Source organism: Gammaproteobacteria bacterium (genome assembly GCA_024235095.1).
Classification (GTDB): Bacteria; Pseudomonadota; Gammaproteobacteria; order Competibacterales; family Competibacteraceae; genus UBA2383.
Genome location: JACKNC010000001.1, coordinates 2506876 through 2526450, shown reverse-complemented (window position 1 = coordinate 2526450; position 19575 = coordinate 2506876). Strand labels below are relative to the sequence as shown.

Here is a 19575-nt window from a genome sequence, read left to right as displayed (position 1 = left end):
TGTATCATAAGTCATTCTTCGGTATCCGTCATCCGTGTTCCAAGGTTAGCATCCCGTCAGCCAACCGCCAAACCGCATCCATCCGCGCAGCTAATTCTGAATCGTGGGTCACGATCACCAGGCTGGCGCCTAGGTCGTGATTAAGCTCCAGCATCAGTTCAAAAACCTGCCCGGCGCTGTGCCGGTCCAGATTACCTGTCGGTTCATCGGCCAAAACGCAGGCTGGTTGTGTAATCAAGGCCCGGGCCACCGCCGCCCGTTGCCGTTCACCGCCAGACAATTCGCCCGGTTTATGGCCGAGACGCTGACTCAAGCCGACCCGGCCCAGCAATTCTGCCGCCTGCGCTTTGGCGCGCGCCGGGAGTTCGCCTCGAATCAGCAACGGCATCGCTACATTCTCCAACGCCGTGAATTCAGGCAAAAGGTGATGAAACTGATAGATAAACCCCAGCCAGCGGTTGCGCAGGCGGCCACGCCCAGCATTGCCCAATCGACTTAATTCCTGACCCGCCACCCACACTGAACCGGCGGTCGGCGCATCGAGTCCGCCGAGTAAATGTAATAGCGTGCTCTTCCCCGAACCGGAACTACCAATAATTGCCAGTCGCTCGCCACGCTGCACCTGGAGATCAATATGCCGCAATACTTCCAGTCGCTCGCTGCCTTCCCGAAACGATTTCGCCAGTTGACGACATTCCAACACTATACCTTTCTCGTCCACAGCCGCCTTATTCATAACGCAGCGCCTCCGCCGGCTGAGTCCGCGCCGCTCGCCAGGCCGGATAAAGCGTAGCCAGCACGGCCAATCCAAAGGCCACCAATCCGATCGTGGACACATCGCCCCATTGCACTTGCGATGGCAGGTCGCTGATCAGGTAAACATCCGGCGCCAGGAATTTAATGCCAAACATGTTCTCGATGAATGGCACCACCACGTCAACATGCGTCGCCAGCGACACGCCGCCAAATAATCCAAGCAGGGTGCCGACCAGACCAATCGTAATGCCCTGGACGATGAAAATACCCATGATGCTGAGCGGCGTCGCGCCTAGGGTGCGCAAAATGGCGATGTCAGCCTGTTTATCCGTCACCACCATGACTAAGGCGGAGACAATGTTGAAGGCCGCCACCGCTACAATCAAGGTTAAAATGACAAACATTGCAGTCTTTTCAATCTGCACCGCCCGGAAAAAGCTGGCGTGATCCTGCGTCCAGTCGCGAGACAAATATCCTTTTGGCAGTTGGTTGGCAATCTGTTGAGCCAGGCGCGGCGCCTGGAATAGATCACGTAATTTCAAGCGCACTCCGCTGACCATGCCCTCGGGAAACTGAAACAATTTACCCACGTCGGCAACATGCGCCAGTGCATAGCCCCGGTCATATTCATACATGCCAGCCTCGAAAAGACCGACGACCTGGAAACGCTTGAGTCGCGGCAATACGCCAGCGGGCGTTACATTGGCCTGTGGGGTAATAACCGTCACTTTATCGCCCATGCTTACTCCCAGCGCATTCGCCAAGGCCTTGCCCAAAATGACGCCAAATTCGCCGGGGCGCAGATTATCGAGCGAGCCTTGAAACATTTTTTCGCCGATATCCGAGACCTGTTGCTCTTCCTTGGGCAGAATGCCCTGGAGCAACGCACCACTAACTAGCGAAGCATGATTGAGCATGGCTTCGCCACGAATATACGGCGCACCGCTCTGAACTTCAGGATGGCGCATGGCTGCATCACGGATCGCAGGCCAGTCATCGATCAATCCATCCCAGCGACTGATCGTAGCGTGAGCGGTCATTGCCAGGATGCGCCCGCGCAGTTCCTGCTGAAAGCCATTCATCACCGATAGTACGGTGATCAGCGCGGTGATGCCTAGCGCGATGCCGAGCATTGAAGTCAGGGAGATGAAAGAAATAAAGTGGTTGCGGCGTTTGGCGCGGGTATAGCGCAGGCCAATGAACAATTCCAGGGGACGAAACATGGGCGCTCCCAGTAGTGGCGGTGGTCGCCGGAAAAGAGTCCCATTATAAACGGCGTTGGCCGCCTGATGGCGGCCAGAATATGATTAACTACCTGGATTTTCCCTATTTCCCTAGATCCCTAACGGAAAGAAGCAAAACCTATCAAGAATTGGCATTAGCTTGGCGCTTTGGGCATTTCCGGGGTCTTGGGCATCTCCGGAGTCTTGGGCATCTCAGGCATCTTCGGCGCGGATGGCATTTCCGGGGTCTTGGGCATCTCAGGCGCGGATGAAGATTCCGGTGTCTCAGCCGTTTCGGTCTCCTCTGCTTCCTCTACCGTCAACATGCCTTTGTTATCGGCCAGTAACTTTTCCAGCATCTTACCCTTGATGCCAGGAACCTTGGTTAGATCATCTACTGACTCAAAGGAACCATTTTCTTCACGATACTTGACAATCGCGGACGCCCTGGCCGGACCGATGCCTTTCAGACTCTCCAGCTCCTTGGCAGTGGCTGTATTGAGATTGATGGCTTGCGCGAACGTCACAACAGAAAACAACATCAGGATAAGCGCCAGCGCCATATTTAAGAATTTCATAACATTCTCCTCATAAAGTAGAGTGGCTGTGATACTGTCAGTCTCAAAAGAGCTGATAGTATCACAATCATAGAAATACCCGTGAAGAATGCAAGTCAATCCGTCGTCTTTTTAAGCAAATGTTCAATATTTTTTTGACACAGGAATGGAATCTGCAATCAGGGATTGGTTTTCATCACTAAGTCGGGTATCGGCTTGATAGTGCTCCATTGCAGACAACTTGGACACCACCAGTGTAGGGATTTGACGACAAAACCACAGTAGCCGCATTGGTAGCGTGCAGCGCCATTGAGCATTTGAGTGCTAACACAGTGCAACGCCCGCAGATCAGCATACTCAGCGCCTTTGCCGCGTGCCAGTTTGACTTCAACCAAACGGCGCAGACCCAGCAGGGTCGGGTATTCCCGCAGTTCACGCTCAAGAAATTGCAGAGCGGCTTCCTCGCCTTCCTGGCGCAAGAGCCATTCAGCCAAGGCGTCGGTGATCCGTCCGCCATGATCTCTCGCCTGCACATCACGCAAATAGGCAATCCACTCATCAAGACGATTCAAAGCGCCATAACATTGACCGAGCGGGGCGATCACCTCGGGCAGGTAACCCCGGTCTTGCTGCTCGACCGCCTGAAATGCGGCGATGGCTGCTGGATAATCGCCAGTCCGCATTGCCAGGCGACCCAGCAGGAGATTGACCCGAGTACAGGATGGATCACGCTTTAAGGCATCCTGTAGCCAAGTCACTGCCTCTTCATGCTGATTCTGCGCATTCGCGGTTTCCGCCAGCTCACAACAGAAATGTGCGGTTTGCCGTCGCCTGGATTCACCGCTGATCTGCTCCAGGCGATCACTATGGGCAATGGCCTGACGCCAGTCTTTTTCCTGCTGAAAGATATGGATTAAACGGGATAGCGCAATCGCCGTATGATCAGGTTGATCCAGCAGTTTCCGGAACAGTTCCTCGGCCCGGTCAAAAAGGCCTGCTCGCAGATAGTCTTCGCCCAGTTCCAACATAGCGCGACGGCGTTGATCATCAGTCAGGTTAGTGCGGGCGATCAAACTACCATGAATATGAATCGCACGGTCAACTTCACCGCGGCGCCGGAACAGATTTCCCAGAGCCAGATGAATTTCAGCGGTATCCTGATCAACATCCGCCATGCGGGTAAAGACCTCGATGGCCTGATCAGCTTGATCATCGATCAGATAATTCAATCCCTTGAAATAGTCAGTATTATGGATCGTTCTTCCATGACAATCCGTAGGCTGACGCCGGGCCGCCCACCAACCAGAGGCCGCAGCAACCGGCAGCAATAGCCATAACAATTCTATCATGACCTAACAGGGCGTCTCCATCAGACTAACGCGCATCTCGTCCCGCCTTTCGAACTAACAGGCTAATCTCCTGGTCCTTCGTGGAAAGAGTTTGACGCAAATGGGCGACCTGCCAGCGCAATGGCAATACGACAAAGACCCCAATCAACGCTGTCGCGAACGCGCCTGCGGCGAAGGCGCTCACTACCACCAATGATAACGGCTGAGTCGTGGTCCCCAACAGATAGTTAACAGTCACTGGATCCGTGTGCAGAGTGGAAAATTCCACACCTAACAGCAAGACAACCAGCAAAATCGCGCTAATCAGAATAAATTTAATCCAGAACATCGGCTTCACCTGCCAGGGCAATTTGAAATCAGTGGATTCGAACCATCGCTTCGCTAGATGCTTCCCGGTGGCAGCTACGAGCTACCCCTCAATTCCAACAAAAAAACCCACTTTACCGTGGGCTTTTAAACGGCGGACGACAACCGGGGCCTTCCGGATATCAGGACAGGCATCACAAGAAGTCATCGCGACCGTGTCCATGGCGATAATTAACCCGCTCACGCAACTCCTTACCGGGTTTAAAGTGTGGGACATATTTGCCAGTCAGCGTCACAGCATCGCCAGTTTTGGGATTACGGCCAATGCGCGGGGGGCGAAAATGCAGAGAAAAACTACCGAATCCACGAATTTCGATCCGTTCCCCATTAGCCAGCGATTCGCTCATCTGCTCCAGCATGGCTTTGACCGCCTGTTCTATGTCCTTGTAGGGAATATCGCTTCTTTTGCAGGCAAGAATTTCGATTAATTCCGATTTTGTCATGAAAAATCCTCAAGCGAACAGTAATCCTACCGGCGCCGATCTGCGCCGTATAACTGAAAATTGATGATAGCCCATCGATCATCGACAACAAATCACTCCCTGAAAAGGGAGTCAACCCCTCTTCGGTTAGGAAGAAGAGAGGAATTTTTGCACCGCTTTTCAGTCCTCGTCCTGCTGGGCGCTGATCTGTTCCTTGAAAATGTCTCCCAAGGTTGCGCCCGTGCTGGATTTCCGGCTGTAGTCTTGCAAGACCTCGGCTTCTTCGGCCATATCCTTGGCTTTGATGGACAGGCTGATCGTCCGGTTCTTGCGGTCGACGCCAATGAATTTAGCTTCGATCTCTTCGCCTTCCTTCAACAAAGCGCGCGCATCTTCGACCCGTTCGCGGGACAGCTCCGAAGCGCGCAGCGTTCCTTCCACGCCATTGCCTAAATCCACCACGGCGCCTTTGGCGTCCACGGAGAGAATTCGGCCCTTGGTTACGCTCCCCTTGGGATGATCGGCGACGAAATTGGAGAAAGGATCCTTGTCGAGTTGCTTGATGCCCAGCGAGATGCGCTCGCGTTCGGGGTCAACCGCCAATACGACGGCCTCGACTTCCTGGCCTTTCTTGTACTGGCGAACGGCTTCTTCGCCCGGCGCATTCCAGGAAATATCAGATAGATGCACCAGGCCATCGATGCCGCCATCCAGACCGATGAAGATACCGAAATCGGTGATCGATTTGATTTTGCCGGAAACACGGTCGCCCTTGCCGTGGGTTTGATCGAATTCATCCCAGGGATTTTGCTGACACTGTTTCATGCCCAGCGAGATGCGGCGACGATCTTCATCGATGTCCAGCACCATGACTTCAACTTCATCTCCCAGCGCCACGACCTTGTTCGGGTTGACGTTCTTATTAGTCCAGTCCATTTCGGAGACATGGACCAATCCTTCGACCCCTTCCTCGATCTCCACGAAGCAGCCATAATCAGCGATATTCGTAACTTTACCGAACACACGGGTGCCGACCGGATAACGGCGCGCCAAGGCGATCCAAGGGTCATCGCCAAGTTGTTTGAGACCCAGGGAAACGCGGTTGCGGTCGCGATCGAACTTGAGCACCTTGACCTGAATATTGTCACCCACCGCGACCACTTCCGAAGGGTGCTTGACCCGTCGCCAGGCCATGTCGGTAATGTGGAGCAGACCGTCGATGCCGCCCAAGTCCAGGAAGGCGCCATAGTCAGTGAGATTCTTGACGACACCATCGACAATCTGGCCTTCCTGCAGGTTTTGCAGCAAGGCTTCGCGCTCGGCGCTATATTCCTGTTCGACCACAGCTCGACGAGAGACCACGACATTGTTGCGGCGGCGGTCGAGTTTGATAACCTTGAATTCCTGTTCCTTGCCTTCCAGGTAGGCGGCGTCGCGCACCGGGCGCACGTCGACCAGAGAACCTGGGAGGAACGCGCGGATTTCGCCGATTTCCACGGTAAAGCCACCCTTGACCTTGCCGCTGATCAGGCCCTTGACAATTTCCTCCTTTTCAAAAGCCGATTCCAGGGCGCTCCAGATCCGAGCGCGCTTGGCCTTTTCGCGGGACAGCCGGGTTTCTCCAAAACCGTCCTCTAGCGCATCCAGCGCCACCTCGACCTGATCCCCGACTTTCACATCGAGAACGCCTTCCTCGTTGTAAAACTGTTCGATCGGAATCAGCCCTTCCGACTTCAGACCCGCATTGACAACCACAGCGTCCGGACGGATTTCTACGATCAGTCCCTGGACGATGGCACCGGGCTGCATCTGCTTGTCGGCCAGGCTTTGTTCAAACAGTTCGGCAAAACTTTCGGTCATGGGTTATAACTCAAAAAAAACCGGCGGTAGCAAGCCGCCGCAAGTGGGTTAGGGCTACAAGGTTCGGCGGAATATAGCCGAACCAGTTCAGGGTGACGGTGTTCCCGTTGCGATGGAAACTTTCGGGGCCAACGCCCGGAGCGCCCAGTCCCGGCGCTCGATTCATTACAGTCAATCCTGCCAAAGCAAAAGCGTAGTCAAGACCATCATCCACGTAAAGGTTTAGGGACTAGGGAATTACCCGTATTCTCAGCCGCTGATTGACCAGCGCCAATGCCCAAGCGCAGACCTCAGCAATGTCGAGCTGAGTGGTATCCAATATCTCAGCGTCAACCGCAGGTTTAAGCGGCGCCACAGTCCGCTGCGCGTCGCGGGCGTCCCGTTCAGCAATCTCCTTGATAAGAACAGCAAGATTAGCATCCATGCCTTTTTCAATCAACTGCTTATAACGGCGATCCGCGCGCTCGTCAGCGCTGGCAGTCAAAAACAGTTTAAGATCGGCGTCCGGGAACACCACGGTGCCCATATCACGGCCATCGGCGATCAGGCCGGGAGCTTGCCGAAAGTTTCGCTGCCGCTGCAACAACGCAGCCCGCACCGTGGGCAACGCCGCGACCTGCGACGCCGCGTTGCCCGTCGTCTCGATGCGCAGCACAGCGCCAATCTCCACGCCATCCAAAGTGACTTGCGTAGCGCCCTCGGTATTGGGGATGAATTGCACGTCCAGTTCGGCAGCGACCATCGCAACTCTGGTCTCATCCTGCAATGCGAGATTTCGACGCAATGCCGCTAGGGCGGTCAACCGGTATAATGCGCCGCTGTCCAGCAGACGCCAACCCAGTCGCATGGCGAGCCATTGGCAAAGCGTCCCCTTACCGACTCCGCTCGGCCCATCCACGGTGATGACAGGCGCCTGGTTATTCATAGCGTTTGTTCAGCGATCCGTAAACCGGCATTGTGGGTTAAACTCACGAACCCCGGAAATGAAGTGTTGACGTTAGCGCAATCATGGATGGAGACCGGTCCGCTAGCGCGCAGCGCAGCCATCGCAAAACTCATGGCGATACGATGATCGCCGTGGGCTTTCACCATGCCGCCTGAGAGCGTTCCACCCTGGATGATCATGCCATCGGGGGTCGGCTCAGCGGCAATGCCCAAGGTGGTCAGACCGTCAGCCATGACCTGAATCCGGTCGCTTTCCTTGACGCGCAATTCCGCCGCGCCGTTGAGCGTAGTAACGCCTCTGGCGCAGGCGGCGGCAATGAACAGCGCTGGAAATTCGTCGATCGCCAGCGGCGCCAGTTCTCCGGGAATACGAACGCCATGCAGTGGCGCGTAGCGAACACGTAGGTCGGCGACGGGTTCGCCGCCAGCCAAGCGAGGGTTTAAAACTTCGATGTCCGCCCCCATCAGTCGCAGGATGTCAATAGCGCCCGTCCGCGTGGGATTAACGCCGACATGCTCCAGCAGTAACTCCGAACCAGGTGCGATGCTGGCTGCGACCAGCAGGAAGGTTGCCGAGGAGAGGTCGGCGGGTACGTCAATCGCCGTCGCTGTCAATCGCCCGCCGTCTTTGATCGCAACCGTGCGCTTGCCTTCGCGCTGTACGGGGTAACCAAAGCCTTCCAGCATCCGCTCGGTGTGATCGCGGGTCGGCGCGGGTTCAGTAACGCGGGTTATGCCGCCCGCATAAAGACCGGCTAGCAGCAGGCAGGATTTGACCTGGGCGCTAGCGACCGGCAATGGATAGTCAATGCCGGACAAGCGCTGACTGCCGTAAATACGTAAGGGCGCTGTCCCCGATTTTGCTGCTTCAATTCGCGCGCCCATGCGCGTCAACGGTTCAGTCACGCGGCGCATGGGACGGCGGCTCAGCGATACATCGCCGGTCAGCACCGTATCAAACGCCTGCCCGGCCAGAATGCCGCTCATCAGACGCATGGACGTACCGGAATTACCCATGTCCAGCGGGTTGGATGGCGCATACAACCCATGCAACCCGACACCATGAACAGTGACTTGACCCTGTTCCGGGCCATCAATATGGACGCCCATGGCGCGAAAGGCGTTAAGCGTAGCCAGGCAGTCCTCGCCCTCCAGGAAACCGGTGATGGTGGTGACACCTTCAGCCAGGGCGCCGAGCATAATCGCACGGTGGGAAATAGATTTGTCGCCAGGGACGCGCAAGCGGCCCTGCAACATACCGCCTGGCTGGACGAAGTACCGAATGCTTCGCATATCCTTGACTCTACTCGGAAGGGTCACGGCCAGATGCGGACCATATACATGGCCCGGCCATTGGCGGTCGTGCGTTCAACCTCGGCCCGGATATTCCGGCTACGATACCGGTCGCGCATGACAACGGCATTTTCCTGGATTGCGTATTGGCCGACAATCTTGCTAGCGCTGGACCTGGCTGATGCTGGCGGCGATGCGGGCTGCGGCGCTGTGGCGGTTCTTGGAACGGAAACCAGTTCAAGTTTGGGCAATGGAGCAGCAGCCTTGGCGCGGGCGGTGCGGGCTGCTTCCGCTTGCGCAGCACGCCGGGCTGCTTCCGCACGCGCCGCCTCCGCTTGCGCAGCACGCCGGGCTGCCTCCGCTTGCGCAGCACGCCGGGCCGTTTCCGCACGCGCCGCTTCCGCCCGGGCGGAAGCCGCCGCGCGGGCCGCTTCAACCTGTGAGGCGGTTGTTTCTCTTGCTACAGAGGGCGTAACCCGGGCTTGGGCCGCTTCTCGACGCGCGGCTTCCGCCCGGGCGGAAGCGCTTCGTTCTGCTTCCGCGCGCGCGCGGGTCTGAGCCGCTTCGGCCTGGTCAGCGCGGCGAGCGGCTTCCGCTCGGGCCTTAGCTGCCGCAATGCGCTCTGCCTCGGCTTCGACTTTTGCCTCTCGATCTGTGCGGTCCACTGCTGCCTCCCCGGTTTGCACAGATTCGGTAGAGTCTGTCCGAGTCGATGCAGCAGGCGCAGGAAGTTCAGGCGCGCTGGGAACTGCCGCTGGCGTAGAAGACGCTACTTCGGGTTGCGAAAAAGTTAAGGCCGGCGCTTCAGGATTTCGCGGCGGCGCCGATGAATCGACGGAACCCACGGTTGGCGGCGTCTGGGGCGCTTCCAGCATTTCCGGAACGAACAGGACCGCCAGCGCTGCGATGACAGCGGCGCCGACGAGACGTTGGGTCAAGCGGTTGTCCAAAATCAGGCCCCCCCTGATGACGGCAAAGAAAAACTCGATAACCACGGCTGGATCGCCAACACCGGCCCAACGATGTGGAACGAACCGAGCACGACAATACGATCACCCGTCCGCGCTGTGGCAAGCGCGGCTTGGCAAGCGTTCTGGATGTTGGCGGCTGGGGTCACCGAGGCGCCAGCTTTGTGCAGCAGCGTCATGAGTTCAGCGCTGGTCCGTCCACGCGCGCCTTCGAGCGTCACCGCATACCATGCATCAATACTCTGGGTCAATGCTGCGATGATGCCACGCGCATCCTTGTCCGCCAACAGGCCCATGATGGCCAGGGTCCGGCCAGGGCGGGGACGGACTCGCAGGTTCTGCGCGAGAACCGCCGCCGCGCGCGGATTATGGGCAACATCGAGAATCCACTCAACCGGTCCCGGAATGATTTGGAAGCGCCCCGGTAAATCAGCGTTGGTTAAGCCGAAGTGGATGGCAGTCGGTGGAACTGGCAGTTTTTGCCGCAGACTGGCCAGCGTCATCAACGCGGCGGCGGCGTTTCCCATCTGCGGCTCTCCGATCAGCGCTGGCAATGGTAGATCATCGAGTTGCAATTCATTTGACTGCCAACGCCAGGTTGGCCCGGCGAGGGTAAAGCCATAATCGTAACCAACCTGCAATAGCTGCGCGCCGATGCACCGAGCGTGCTCGATCAATCGCAGCGGTGGATCGGCATCGGCGCAAATGGCAGGGCGGTCGGGGCGGAAAATACCGGCTTTTTCGTAACCGATACTGTCGCGGTCCGCACCCAACCAGTCGGTATGATCGAGATCGATGCTGGTCACCAGGGCTGCGTCGGCGTCCAGGACATTGACGGCGTCCAGCCGTCCGCCCAAGCCGATTTCCAGCACGGCAACGTCTACGCTGGCTTGGCGAAACAGATCCAGAGCCGCCAGGGTTCCAAATTCATAATAGGTCAGGGAAACATCGCCCCGCGTCGTGTCAATGCGCGCAAACGCCTCGCAAAGCGATTGATCGTCGATTTCCACCGCATTGACTCGAATACGCTCGGTGTAACGTAACAGATGGGGCGAGGTGTACGCGCCCACTCGGTAACCGGCGGCGCGCAGGATAGCGTCCAGGAAAGCCACGCACGAGCCTTTGCCATTGGTGCCACCGACCGTGATCGTCACGAATGACGGTGGTTCGGGTTGCAGCCGATCCAGTACAGCGCGCACCCGCTCCAAACCGAGGTCAATGGCGCGAGGATGCAGAGTTGCCTGCCAATTGAGCCAATCGTTGAGGGTGCTAAAGCGCATAGGGGTGGGTAACGGGAGTAGCTAGCAACAATCAACGTAGTCCTGGCCTTTCACGCACATTGACCGAAAATCGCGTCCAGAGCAATCCGAATATCCAGAACAGGATCAACAATATCGCCGATTTTGCAAACTTGCGCCTTGTTCATGGCCGAATAGACAATAACCGAAGTGGAGATAGGAATGACCAGCCAGCAGGACTGGATACCTGCGTCAAAATAGCTGTGGAACTTGCCGAGAATCTCTTGCGCAGCCTGGGTGGGCGATAGCACTTCTACGATCAACACCGGCATTTCCGTCATTTTAACAATATCTTCGGCTGTAAAATCAATAGGACGTTTCGGATACAACGCAATATCCGGAACATAATCCTTGCCTTGAATTTGCAGGGTTAATTCAGAATAAACCATATATTCTTCAAGTGTATTGAACGCCACACGCAATTTACTGCAAATGTAGGCATGGTAATAGGATGGACTCATCGCTATTCTCCAAACTACAAAGGCGCATCGCGACCGGTCAGCATGGCCAGCAGACGGGCCAGACGGTCGCGCAACTCGCGCCGATCCACGATCATGTCTATCGCACCGTGTTCCAGCACGAATTCACTGCGCTGAAAACCTTCAGGCAGTTTTTCGCGCACGGTTTGTTCAATAACGCGCGGCCCGGCAAAACCGATCAATGCCTTGGGTTCAGCAATATTAATATCGCCCAGCATGGCCAGACTAGCGGAGACCCCACCGGTCGTGGGATGCGTCAACACCGAGAGATAGGGAACCTCATTTTCCGCCAGGCGGGTAAGCACCGCGCTGGTCTTGGCCATTTGCATCAACGACACGAGCGCCTCCTGCATCCGCGCACCGCCACTGGCGCAGAAACAAATGAAGGGGATATGTTCATGCAAGGCCGTCTGGGCGGCGCGGATAAAGCGCTCGCCGACCACGGAACCCATCGAGCCACCCATGAACCGAAATTCAAAGGCGGCGGTGACGACCGGCATTCCCTTCAGCGAACCGCGCAGGGTAATCAGGGCATCCTTCTCTTCGCTCGATTTCTGGGCCTGCGTGAGTCGATCCTTGTATTTCTTGCTGTCTTTGAATTTGAGAAAATCAGTGGGTTCGATATCCTCGCCGATTTCGACAACGCCATCCGGATCGAGAAAAGCGTGCAGACGCTGACGGGCGCCCAGCGGCATGTGATGGCCGCACTTGGGGCAGACCTGCAAATTGCGTTCAAGCTCCACGCGATACAGCACCGCATCGCATCTCTCGCACTTGCTCCACAATCCTTCAGGAATCTGATGTTTGTTGCGGCCATCGGTGCGGATTCGCGAAGGAACCAGTTTTTCGTACCAGCTCATGATGCTTCACATCGCCTGACGCATGGCGCTTAACAACTCGCCGACTTCCCGGCGCATCCGCTCAGGATCCTCCGCACATTCAGCCATTCGGGAAACCAGCGCGCTGCCCACGACCACTGCATCAGCGACTTGAGCAATGGCGGCGGCGGTCGGCGGGTCCTTGATGCCAAAACCAACGCCCAAGGGTAAATCGGTGCAAGCACGGATCATCGTCAATTTTTCTGCGACCTCGGCAACATTCAGCATGGCGGAACCGGTCACGCCTTTCAGGGAAACATAGTAGAGATAACCCCGCGCCAGTTTGGCGGTGCGGCGAATGCGTTCGATCGAACTGGTGGGTGCCAGCAGGAAAATGGGGTCGATATCAGCAGCGATCAACAGGTTAGCCAATTCAGATGCTTCTTCGGCAGGCAGATCAACAGTCAATACGCCGTCGACTCCAGCTTCCCTGGCGCCAGCGACAAAGGCTTCAAAACCCATGCTCTCAATCGGATTAAGATAGCCCATAAGCACCAGCGGCGTTTCCAGGTCGCCCCGACGGAATTCGCGCACCCGTTCCAACACCCCCCGCAACGACATCCCCTGAGCCAGCGCGCGTTCGCAGGCTTTCTGGATGACCGGCCCATCCGCCATGGGATCGGAGAACGGCACACCCAACTCAATGATGTCCGCTCCGGCTTCGACCAGGGTATGCAACATAGGAACGGTCTGGTCCGGATGGGGGTCGCCGGCGGTAATGTAAGGGATCAGGGCTTTGCGGCCCGCTTGGCGTAACTCTTGGAAGCGGCGGGAAATGCGATTCATTCGGTCAGACTCTTGAAAAAGGGATGAAGACCTCTCTCAGAGAAAGAGAGGTTGGGATGAGGAAGCCTAAAGTTGGATGCCGTCGAGAGCGGCAACCGTATAAATATCCTTATCGCCGCGACCGGACAGGTTGACCACGATGCTTTGGTCGGAGCGCAGGGTCGGCGCCAGTTTCGTCACGTAGGCTAAGGCATGGCTGCTTTCCAGCGCCGGAATGATGCCCTCGATACGCGTCAGGTCGTGAAAAGCGCGCAGGGCTTCCTCATCGGTTACGGCAACATAATGCGCTCGACCAAGGTCTTTTAGCCAAGCGTGTTCCGGCCCGACTCCGGGATAGTCGAGACCAGCAGAAACCGAGTGGGTTTCGGTAATCTGACCGTTATCATCATTCAACAGGTAAGTGCGATTGCCATGCAGAACGCCGGGTCGACCGGCGCATAAGGTAGCAGCGTGCCGTCCCGTGTCAATTCCGGAACCTGCGGCCTCGACGCCGTAGATAGCGACTTCGCTGTCATTCAGGAACGGATGGAACAGGCCAATGGCGTTAGAACCGCCGCCTACGCAGGCGACCAGCGCGTCCGGCAGGCCGCCCTGTTCCGTCAGCATCTGTTCGCGCGCCTCACGACCGATAACCGCCTGGAATTCGCGCACCATCAACGGGTAGGGATGCGGGCCAGCCACTGTGCCGATCATGTAAAAGGTGTCATCCACATTGGTCACCCAGTCGCGCAATGCCTCGTTCAGCGCGTCTTTGAGGGTGCGCGACCCAGAGGTTACAGGTTCGACCGTAGCGCCCAGCAGGCGCATACGGTACACATTGATCGCTTGGCGCTGGATGTCCTCGGCGCCCATGTAGACCACGCATTCCATACCCAGTCGAGCGGCGACGGTGGCGGAAGCCACGCCATGCTGACCCGCGCCGGTTTCCGCAATCAGGCGAGTCTTGCCCATGCGTTTGGCCAATAACCCCTGGCCAACGGTATTGTTTATTTTGTGCGCGCCGGTATGGTTGAGATCCTCGCGCTTAAGGTAAATCTGCGCGCCGCCCAGCTGCCGACTCCACCGTTCTGCGTGATAAAGAGGCGTGGGGCGACCCACATAGCGCGCCAGGTCGGCATCAAGTTCCGCCAGAAAATCGGGATCGTTGCGATACTCCTGCCAGGCGTCATTCAGTTCGTGCAACGCTTCCATCAGCGTTTCGGCGACAAATCGGCCGCCATAGCGGCCAAAATGACCATTCTGGTCAGGAAATTGGCTAAAATTCACCGGGCTATGCATAGCTTTCACTGTTGTAAACCCCTTTTAAAAATGCGCGCATCAGTTCGGCATCCTTAACGCCCTTGGTCGATTCCACGCCGCTGCTGACATCGACCGCATAAGGTCGCACCTGGCGGATTGCTTCGGCGATATTACCAGGATGGAGGCCACCGGCCAGGATGAATGGTTTTTTCCGCTGGGCGGGAATCCGCGTCCAGTCGAAGCTTTGGCCAGTCCCGCCCATTTTCTGGCCGCCGTGGCTGTCCAGCAGCAGGCCCGCCGCACTGGTGAACCGTTGTTCATAGTCTTGTACTTCAGCTCCCGCTCCCATTGGCACAGCCTTAAGGTAAGGTACGCGAAAGGCTGCGCATTCGTCTGGTCCCTCGTCGCCGTGAAATTGCAAGAGATGCAGGGGGATGTTGGTTAAGATGTCTTGCACTGTCGCAGGTTCAGGATTCATGAACAGGCCGACGACCGTGACAAGCGGCGGGAGGGCGGCGATAATGCGCTGTGCGGTCTCCGAATCCACGAAGCGGGGACTGGGCGGATAAAACACCAGGCCAATGGCGTCCGCTCCCAGTTCAGCCGCTATCGCGCCATCCTCAGGACGGGTAATGCCGCAGATTTTGACGCGGGTGCGGTGAATCGGGTCATATTGAAGGTTCACGGTGGAAAAGAAAATAACGGTAGGTTGTGTGATAAAAGTCAGGTTACGCAGATTATCAGAAATCCAGCAGATTTGTAGAGGCTAAACACACGTTTGGCCAACGTTGGCCTGCGCTTTGAGGCATCCTGCCTTCAGTATTCGCTATTCTTCGAGTTTCAACTCTGATGCCCAGTCCCGCCATGCTCCCCGTCATCGCCATTGTTGGCCGACCCAACGTCGGTAAGTCCACCCTGTTCAATTCTCTGACCCGCACCCGCAATGCGCTGGTGGCGGATGTTTCCGGTTTGACCCGCGACCGGCAATATGGCGTTAGCCAGTGTGGTCCCCGTCCCTGTCTGGTGGTGGATACCGGCGGGTTGACCGGCGAAGACAAAGGGCTGAATGGTTTAGTGGCCCGTCAAGTCTGGATGGCCATCGAGGAAGCGGACACCGTGTTGTTGCTGGTGGACGGCCGCGCTGGTCTGACTGTGGCAGACGAGGAAATTGCCAGTCAGTTGCGCCGTGCTGGCAAAACATTGCATCTGGTTATTAATAAGGGTGAACACCGCGATCCTGACCTGCTGAGCGCTGAATTTCACGCGATAGGCGTGGATGACTTGCACGTTATTGCTGCTGCTCACAATCAGGGCGTCGAAACGCTCATGGAACAGGTGCTGGCGGCGTTGCCAGGCGGTGAGGAATCCGGCGACCTCCTGGAATCCGGGGAGCCGGAAGGCGTCATCAAACTGGCGGTGGTGGGTCGACCGAATGTCGGCAAATCCACCTTGGTCAACCGTCTGTTGGGCGAGGAGCGAATGCTGGCTTGCGATTTGCCTGGCACCACCCGCGACAGCGTGGCGGTTCCCTTCGAGCGTGACGGCCAGCGCTATCTGTTGATCGACACCGCCGGCGTGCGCCGTCGGGCGCGTGTGAGCGAGGCCATTGAGAAATTCAGTGTCATCAAAGCGCTGCAAGCGATTGAAAAATCTCATGTGACGGTTTTGGTGCTGGATGCCCGCCAGGGCATTAGCGATCAGGACGCTAGTCTGCTGGGCCTGGTTTTGGAGAGTGGTCGGGCGTTGGCCTTGGCGGTTAATAAATGGGATCACCTTGACCCCGACCTGCGCACCCAAGTGAAACGCGATCTCGACTATCGACTGGGCTTCCTCGATTTCGCCAAAATTCATTTTATTTCAGCTCTACACGGGACCGGGGTCGGTGAATTGATTGGCTCGATCCGCAAGGCCTACGCAGCATCGACTCGAAAACTGGCGACGCCGGAATTGACCCGGATTCTGGAAGAAGCGCTAGCGGCCCACCAGCCGCCTCTGGTGCATGGCCATAGTATCAAGCTGCGCTATGCCCATCAGGGAGGGCAAAACCCGCCGCTGATCGTGATTCATGGTAATCGCATCGATCATGTACCAGAAACCTACCGGCGTTACCTGGCCAATTTTTATCGCAAGCGGTTAAATCTCTGGGGGACGCCGGTGCGCATCGAGTTTCGGGGAGGTGAGAATCCTTATCAACCGACTTCAACAACCCACAGACGCTCCTCGAATGGCGGGCGGCGGAAGACAGGAAAGTAGTGCGATCGTTTTCGTTCGAGGTAAACTAATGTATCTTTTTAAATACAATATAGAGTTTATATTGTGAAATACTGAAAGCACAAAACGCTAACGCCCTGGATGGTTTATATTTATATTTTAATAGGTTAACTTTAATCTAGAAACAACTAAGGCGTTGCGGCTTTTTGCAAGAGAATGAAAGTGCTATGTCACTTATTATCTGGACTCTCTTGTTCATCGATTGGCCTTAGCTTAAACCGTTGTCCGATTTTCAGGGCCCACTACCCGAGGACGAAGCCTGCTGGCTCGATCCGACGATCACCGATCCTGCCATCCTGAAACTGCTGTTCAGTCTTTGTCACCCGGTGCGGTTGCAGGTCTGGCCAGTGAGCGCCGCCGTTGACGCCCCCGGCCACGACGGGCTGGATCTGATGGCGCCATTGAACACCGGTTTTGACTTTTAAGCTACCTGATTTCCCTGGATCGCTGTCTCATCCATGATTAATTCTGTCATGCTCATGCACCGTTTTTCCTGATAAGCGTGTTGAGTAATTAGGTTACATTCTAAACCCGAAAAACAGCCATTTTGTCTTTATAGGATTACTTATATTATTCAATAGGTTATTGTTTACCTCTTCGTTGTCATCTGCCATAATTAAAGAAAAACCGAGAATGAAGATACCCAATCCTCCATTCACTAACCCCGAGCGAGACAGGCCACCCGCCAGATCCGCATCTGGCAACGATCCGGTGGCGTCGCCGTCCGGAGCCGTTTGATGCAGACGTATGAAAACAACCTCCGCAAGCTGTTGAAATCTAACAGTCAGCAATATATCGCGCCCCTGTCCCAGTGCTTCTATGTCTGGCAAAAGCCAGCCTGGCAACGCCTGTGGGACGATCTGACCAAGTTGCTGGACGCCGCCGATACTCAGCTCGCTCACTTTTTGGGTTCCATTGTGGTCATTCCGGTAGCCGCCGCCCCCCGGTAGCGTAACGCAGCTCGTCGTCATCGACGGCCAGCACCCGAAGCCGCGCTTCATCCGCAACGGTGATTGGACGGAAGATATAGTGGATCGGTCGGTACAGAAGGGGGCCGAGAGGGATTTCGACAGGCCACGCCAATCCACGACATTCAAGTCCTTTGCTAAAGGGGGGAGCTTACGATTCAGATTCCATTGAGAAACAGTATTACAAAATATATAGCAATTGATCGGAGGAAGGTGCGATGAAAAATGCTAACTATTTTCTGATGCGTTTCAAAATAGCCTCCCGCATTTGGGCGATGCTAGGCGTAGCGTTTGTAGCGGTCTGTTTTGGGACGACTATTTATCTCTATGAATTTAAAAACCAGATGGTCAATGACCGCGAGCAGGAGCTGCGACATTTAACGGAAACCGCTATGGGTATCATGGAGCGGTTTCATGAGTTAGCAGTTGCCGGAACTCTAAGCCAGGAGGAAGCGCAAAAGACTGCGGCAACAGTCATCAAGACGCTGCGCTATGAAAAGCAGGAGTATTTCTGGATCAACGATATGTACCCACGCATGATCATGCATCCCACTAAGCCGGCGCTGGATGGCAAGCCGCTTGATGATTTAAAAGATCCAACCGGTAAGCTGTTATTTGTCGAGTTTGTCAAGGTCGTCAAGCAAAATGGGGCAGGATTTGTGTCTTACCTGTGGCCGAAACCAGGATCTGAACAGCCCGTTCCCAAACTGTCCTATGTCAAGGGATTCGAGCCGTGGGGCTGGATCGTGGGTACTGGCGTTTATATTGACGATATTGAAGCAGAGTTTTGGCGCGATGCCTGGCGAATGGGGGGAAGCACGCTGGTGCTGCTGCTGGTAATGGGTGTCGGCGGATTATGGGTCGCCAACAGCATCGTCAATCCGCTTAAACAGGTCGTTAACACGACCGAACGAGTTGCACAGGGCGACCTGACTGAAGATGTTGAAGTGAACGGCCGCGATGAAGTGGCCCGGGTTTTAGTCGCTATGCAGACCATGGTCCGCCAATTAAGAGGAATCGTGACCAGCACCATGCAGACGATTGATCAGGTCAGCGATGCGGCGCAAGAGATTGCCCAGGGTAGCGCGGACCTGAGCCAGCGTACTGAAGAACAAGCGGCTTCGCTGGAAGAAACCGCCGCCAGTATGGAAGAACTGACCTCGACGGTGAAGAACAGCGCTGATAATGCGGGACAAGCCAATCAACTGGCGGGCGCAGCCCGCACCCAGGCCGAGCAGGGCGGGCAGGTGGTCGAACGCACCGTGGCGGCGATGGACGCCATTCATCAGAGCAGCCGCAAGATCGCCGACATTATCGGCGTCATCGATGAGATCGCTTTCCAGACCAACCTGCTGGCGCTGAACGCAGCGGTTGAAGCAGCGCGCGCCGGCGAGCAGGGCCAGGGGTTCGCGGTCGTCGCCGGTGAGGTGCGCAAACTGGCGCAACGCAGCGCTGACGCCGCCAGGCAGATCAAATCCCTGATCACCGACAGCGTTTCCAAAGTCGAGGATGGCAGTCGCCTGGTGGCGCAGTCCGGAAAAACCTTGCAGGAAATTTTAACTGCGGTTAAAAAGGTCAGCGATATCGTTGCTGAAATGGCAGCGGCCACCCACGAACAGGCCAGCGGCATCGAACAGGTCAATCAGGCGATCCTGCAAATGGACCAGGTGACGCAAAAGAATGCGGGATTGGTCAATCAAACCGCTGCGGCCAGCCAGGCCATCCACGAACAAACAAACGAACTCCAGCAATTGATGGACTTTTTCCGGCATGAGGAGAGCAACGAAGCGACTAGCCCGTCGTTCGATGCGCGTGAGGTTCCGGCTGCGTGGAAAACGGCGATTGCTGGCACGAGGGCCCTGGAGGGTTGAATTGTTTTTGAGGTTGCAACAAAAATGGCCGCATTGAGCGGCCATT

22 protein-coding genes are annotated in these 19575 nt (G+C 56.3%); 3 read left to right on the top strand and 19 right to left on the bottom strand.

The genetic code is table 11. From position 1 onward, the window contains the following. Window positions 1-28 precede the first annotated feature (28 nt). From lolD to H6973_11090, 17 genes are all read right to left on the bottom strand, one after another. The gene (lolD, locus tag H6973_11170; protein MCP5126155.1) at window positions 29-736 is read right to left on the bottom strand and encodes a lipoprotein-releasing ABC transporter ATP-binding protein LolD; all 708 of its coding nucleotides are present in this window, start codon (window positions 734-736) and stop codon (window positions 29-31) included. Continuing rightward, window positions 729-1979, bottom strand: a complete 1251-nt coding sequence (locus H6973_11165) for a lipoprotein-releasing ABC transporter permease subunit (GenBank protein ID MCP5126154.1) — start codon at window positions 1977-1979, stop codon at window positions 729-731. The genes lolD and H6973_11165 overlap by 8 nt, the downstream gene beginning before the upstream one ends. 155 nt (window positions 1980-2134) lie before the next feature. After that, the gene (locus H6973_11160) at window positions 2135-2542 is read right to left on the bottom strand and encodes a helix-hairpin-helix domain-containing protein (GenBank protein MCP5126153.1); all 408 of its coding nucleotides are present in this window, start codon (window positions 2540-2542) and stop codon (window positions 2135-2137) included. 173 nt (window positions 2543-2715) lie between these two features. Further along, window positions 2716-3885, bottom strand: a complete 1170-nt coding sequence (gene lapB, locus H6973_11155; GenBank protein MCP5126152.1) for a lipopolysaccharide assembly protein LapB — start codon at window positions 3883-3885, stop codon at window positions 2716-2718. A gap of 25 nt (window positions 3886-3910) precedes the next feature. Then, window positions 3911-4213, bottom strand: coding sequence for a LapA family protein (locus H6973_11150; protein MCP5126151.1), 303 nt, complete (start codon window positions 4211-4213; stop codon window positions 3911-3913). Window positions 4214-4385: 172 nt separating this feature from the next. Further along, window positions 4386-4694, bottom strand: a complete 309-nt coding sequence (locus H6973_11145) for an integration host factor subunit beta (GenBank protein ID MCP5126150.1) — start codon at window positions 4692-4694, stop codon at window positions 4386-4388. Between the two features lie 159 nt (window positions 4695-4853). Further along, window positions 4854-6533, bottom strand: a complete 1680-nt coding sequence (gene rpsA, locus H6973_11140; protein ID MCP5126149.1) for a 30S ribosomal protein S1 — start codon at window positions 6531-6533, stop codon at window positions 4854-4856. Between the two features lie 10 nt (window positions 6534-6543). Next, entirely contained in the window at window positions 6544-6699 is a 156-nt protein-coding gene (locus H6973_11135) for a hypothetical protein (GenBank protein ID MCP5126148.1), read from the bottom strand. A gap of 63 nt (window positions 6700-6762) precedes the next feature. Beyond that, complete coding sequence (cmk, locus tag H6973_11130) at window positions 6763-7458, bottom strand: (d)CMP kinase (GenBank protein MCP5126147.1); 696 nt, start codon at window positions 7456-7458, stop codon at window positions 6763-6765. Continuing rightward, entirely contained in the window at window positions 7455-8771 is a 1317-nt protein-coding gene (gene aroA / locus H6973_11125) for a 3-phosphoshikimate 1-carboxyvinyltransferase (protein ID MCP5126146.1), read from the bottom strand. The genes cmk and aroA overlap by 4 nt, the downstream gene beginning before the upstream one ends. A 23-nt stretch (window positions 8772-8794) precedes the next feature. Next, entirely contained in the window at window positions 8795-9709 is a 915-nt protein-coding gene (locus H6973_11120) for a hypothetical protein (GenBank protein ID MCP5126145.1), read from the bottom strand. 14 nt (window positions 9710-9723) lie between these two features. Continuing rightward, window positions 9724-11019: a bifunctional tetrahydrofolate synthase/dihydrofolate synthase gene (folC, locus tag H6973_11115; protein ID MCP5126144.1), complete on the bottom strand. Its 1296-nt coding sequence runs from the start codon at window positions 11017-11019 to the stop codon at window positions 9724-9726. 50 nt (window positions 11020-11069) lie between these two features. After that, window positions 11070-11498 (bottom strand): Uma2 family endonuclease, encoded by a 429-nt coding sequence (locus H6973_11110; protein ID MCP5126143.1) that lies wholly within the window; start codon window positions 11496-11498, stop codon window positions 11070-11072. Between the two features lie 14 nt (window positions 11499-11512). Then, window positions 11513-12376, bottom strand: coding sequence for an acetyl-CoA carboxylase carboxyltransferase subunit beta (locus H6973_11105; protein ID MCP5126142.1), 864 nt, complete (start codon window positions 12374-12376; stop codon window positions 11513-11515). A 6-nt stretch (window positions 12377-12382) separates the two neighbouring features. Then, window positions 12383-13180 carry a tryptophan synthase subunit alpha gene (locus H6973_11100; GenBank protein MCP5126141.1) on the bottom strand — a complete coding sequence of 266 codons (798 nt, stop codon included), beginning with the start codon at window positions 13178-13180 and terminating at the stop codon, window positions 12383-12385. A gap of 66 nt (window positions 13181-13246) precedes the next feature. Next, window positions 13247-14458 carry a tryptophan synthase subunit beta gene (gene trpB / locus H6973_11095; protein MCP5126140.1) on the bottom strand — a complete coding sequence of 404 codons (1212 nt, stop codon included), beginning with the start codon at window positions 14456-14458 and terminating at the stop codon, window positions 13247-13249. Next, window positions 14451-15083, bottom strand: coding sequence for a phosphoribosylanthranilate isomerase (locus tag H6973_11090; GenBank protein MCP5126139.1), 633 nt, complete (start codon window positions 15081-15083; stop codon window positions 14451-14453). The genes trpB and H6973_11090 overlap by 8 nt, the downstream gene beginning before the upstream one ends. 200 nt (window positions 15084-15283) lie before the next feature. On the opposite strand from H6973_11090, the gene der reads away from it, so the two are divergent. Both der and H6973_11080 read left to right on the top strand, forming a co-directional pair. Beyond that, window positions 15284-16672 carry a ribosome biogenesis GTPase Der gene (gene der / locus H6973_11085; GenBank protein ID MCP5126138.1) on the top strand — a complete coding sequence of 463 codons (1389 nt, stop codon included), beginning with the start codon at window positions 15284-15286 and terminating at the stop codon, window positions 16670-16672. A 239-nt stretch (window positions 16673-16911) separates the two neighbouring features. Then, complete coding sequence (locus H6973_11080; protein MCP5126137.1) at window positions 16912-17115, top strand: hypothetical protein; 204 nt, start codon at window positions 16912-16914, stop codon at window positions 17113-17115. A 93-nt stretch (window positions 17116-17208) separates the two neighbouring features. Here H6973_11080 and H6973_11075 read toward each other — a convergent pair whose 3' ends face one another. Both H6973_11075 and H6973_11070 read right to left on the bottom strand, forming a co-directional pair. Beyond that, window positions 17209-17592 carry a hypothetical protein gene (locus H6973_11075; protein ID MCP5126136.1) on the bottom strand — a complete coding sequence of 128 codons (384 nt, stop codon included), beginning with the start codon at window positions 17590-17592 and terminating at the stop codon, window positions 17209-17211. Window positions 17593-17611: 19 nt separating this feature from the next. Then, window positions 17612-17773, bottom strand: coding sequence for a hypothetical protein (locus tag H6973_11070; GenBank protein MCP5126135.1), 162 nt, complete (start codon window positions 17771-17773; stop codon window positions 17612-17614). Window positions 17774-17876: 103 nt separating this feature from the next. Here H6973_11070 and H6973_11065 point away from each other — a divergent pair, with 103 nt between their 5' ends. After that, window positions 17877-19529, top strand: coding sequence for a cache domain-containing protein (locus H6973_11065; protein MCP5126134.1), 1653 nt, complete (start codon window positions 17877-17879; stop codon window positions 19527-19529). Window positions 19530-19575: the final 46 nt, after the last annotated feature.

Excerpts from the sequence above, each read along its gene's own strand:
- H6973_11065 (MCP5126134.1), top strand. The coding sequence starts at position 17,877 with ATGAAAAATGCTAACTATTTTCTGATGCGTTTCAAAATAGCCTCCCGC.
- rpsA (MCP5126149.1), bottom strand. The coding sequence starts at position 6,533 with ATGACCGAAAGTTTTGCCGAACTGTTTGAACAAAGCCTGGCCGACAAG.
- cmk (MCP5126147.1), bottom strand. The coding sequence starts at position 7,458 with ATGAATAACCAGGCGCCTGTCATCACCGTGGATGGGCCGAGCGGAGTC.
- trpB (MCP5126140.1), bottom strand. The coding sequence starts at position 14,458 with ATGCATAGCCCGGTGAATTTTAGCCAATTTCCTGACCAGAATGGTCAT.
- H6973_11110 (MCP5126143.1), bottom strand. The coding sequence starts at position 11,498 with ATGAGTCCATCCTATTACCATGCCTACATTTGCAGTAAATTGCGTGTG.
- H6973_11135 (MCP5126148.1), bottom strand. The coding sequence starts at position 6,699 with ATGAATCGAGCGCCGGGACTGGGCGCTCCGGGCGTTGGCCCCGAAAGT.
- folC (MCP5126144.1), bottom strand. The coding sequence starts at position 11,019 with ATGCGCTTTAGCACCCTCAACGATTGGCTCAATTGGCAGGCAACTCTG.
- H6973_11165 (MCP5126154.1), bottom strand. The coding sequence starts at position 1,979 with ATGTTTCGTCCCCTGGAATTGTTCATTGGCCTGCGCTATACCCGCGCC.
- der (MCP5126138.1), top strand. The coding sequence starts at position 15,284 with ATGCTCCCCGTCATCGCCATTGTTGGCCGACCCAACGTCGGTAAGTCC.
- aroA (MCP5126146.1), bottom strand. The coding sequence starts at position 8,771 with ATGCGAAGCATTCGGTACTTCGTCCAGCCAGGCGGTATGTTGCAGGGC.
- H6973_11105 (MCP5126142.1), bottom strand. The coding sequence starts at position 12,376 with ATGAGCTGGTACGAAAAACTGGTTCCTTCGCGAATCCGCACCGATGGC.
- H6973_11145 (MCP5126150.1), bottom strand. The coding sequence starts at position 4,694 with ATGACAAAATCGGAATTAATCGAAATTCTTGCCTGCAAAAGAAGCGAT.
- lolD (MCP5126155.1), bottom strand. The coding sequence starts at position 736 with ATGAATAAGGCGGCTGTGGACGAGAAAGGTATAGTGTTGGAATGTCGT.
- H6973_11160 (MCP5126153.1), bottom strand. The coding sequence starts at position 2,542 with ATGGCGCTGGCGCTTATCCTGATGTTGTTTTCTGTTGTGACGTTCGCG.
- lapB (MCP5126152.1), bottom strand. The coding sequence starts at position 3,885 with ATGATAGAATTGTTATGGCTATTGCTGCCGGTTGCTGCGGCCTCTGGT.
- H6973_11150 (MCP5126151.1), bottom strand. The coding sequence starts at position 4,213 with ATGTTCTGGATTAAATTTATTCTGATTAGCGCGATTTTGCTGGTTGTC.
- H6973_11100 (MCP5126141.1), bottom strand. The coding sequence starts at position 13,180 with ATGAATCGCATTTCCCGCCGCTTCCAAGAGTTACGCCAAGCGGGCCGC.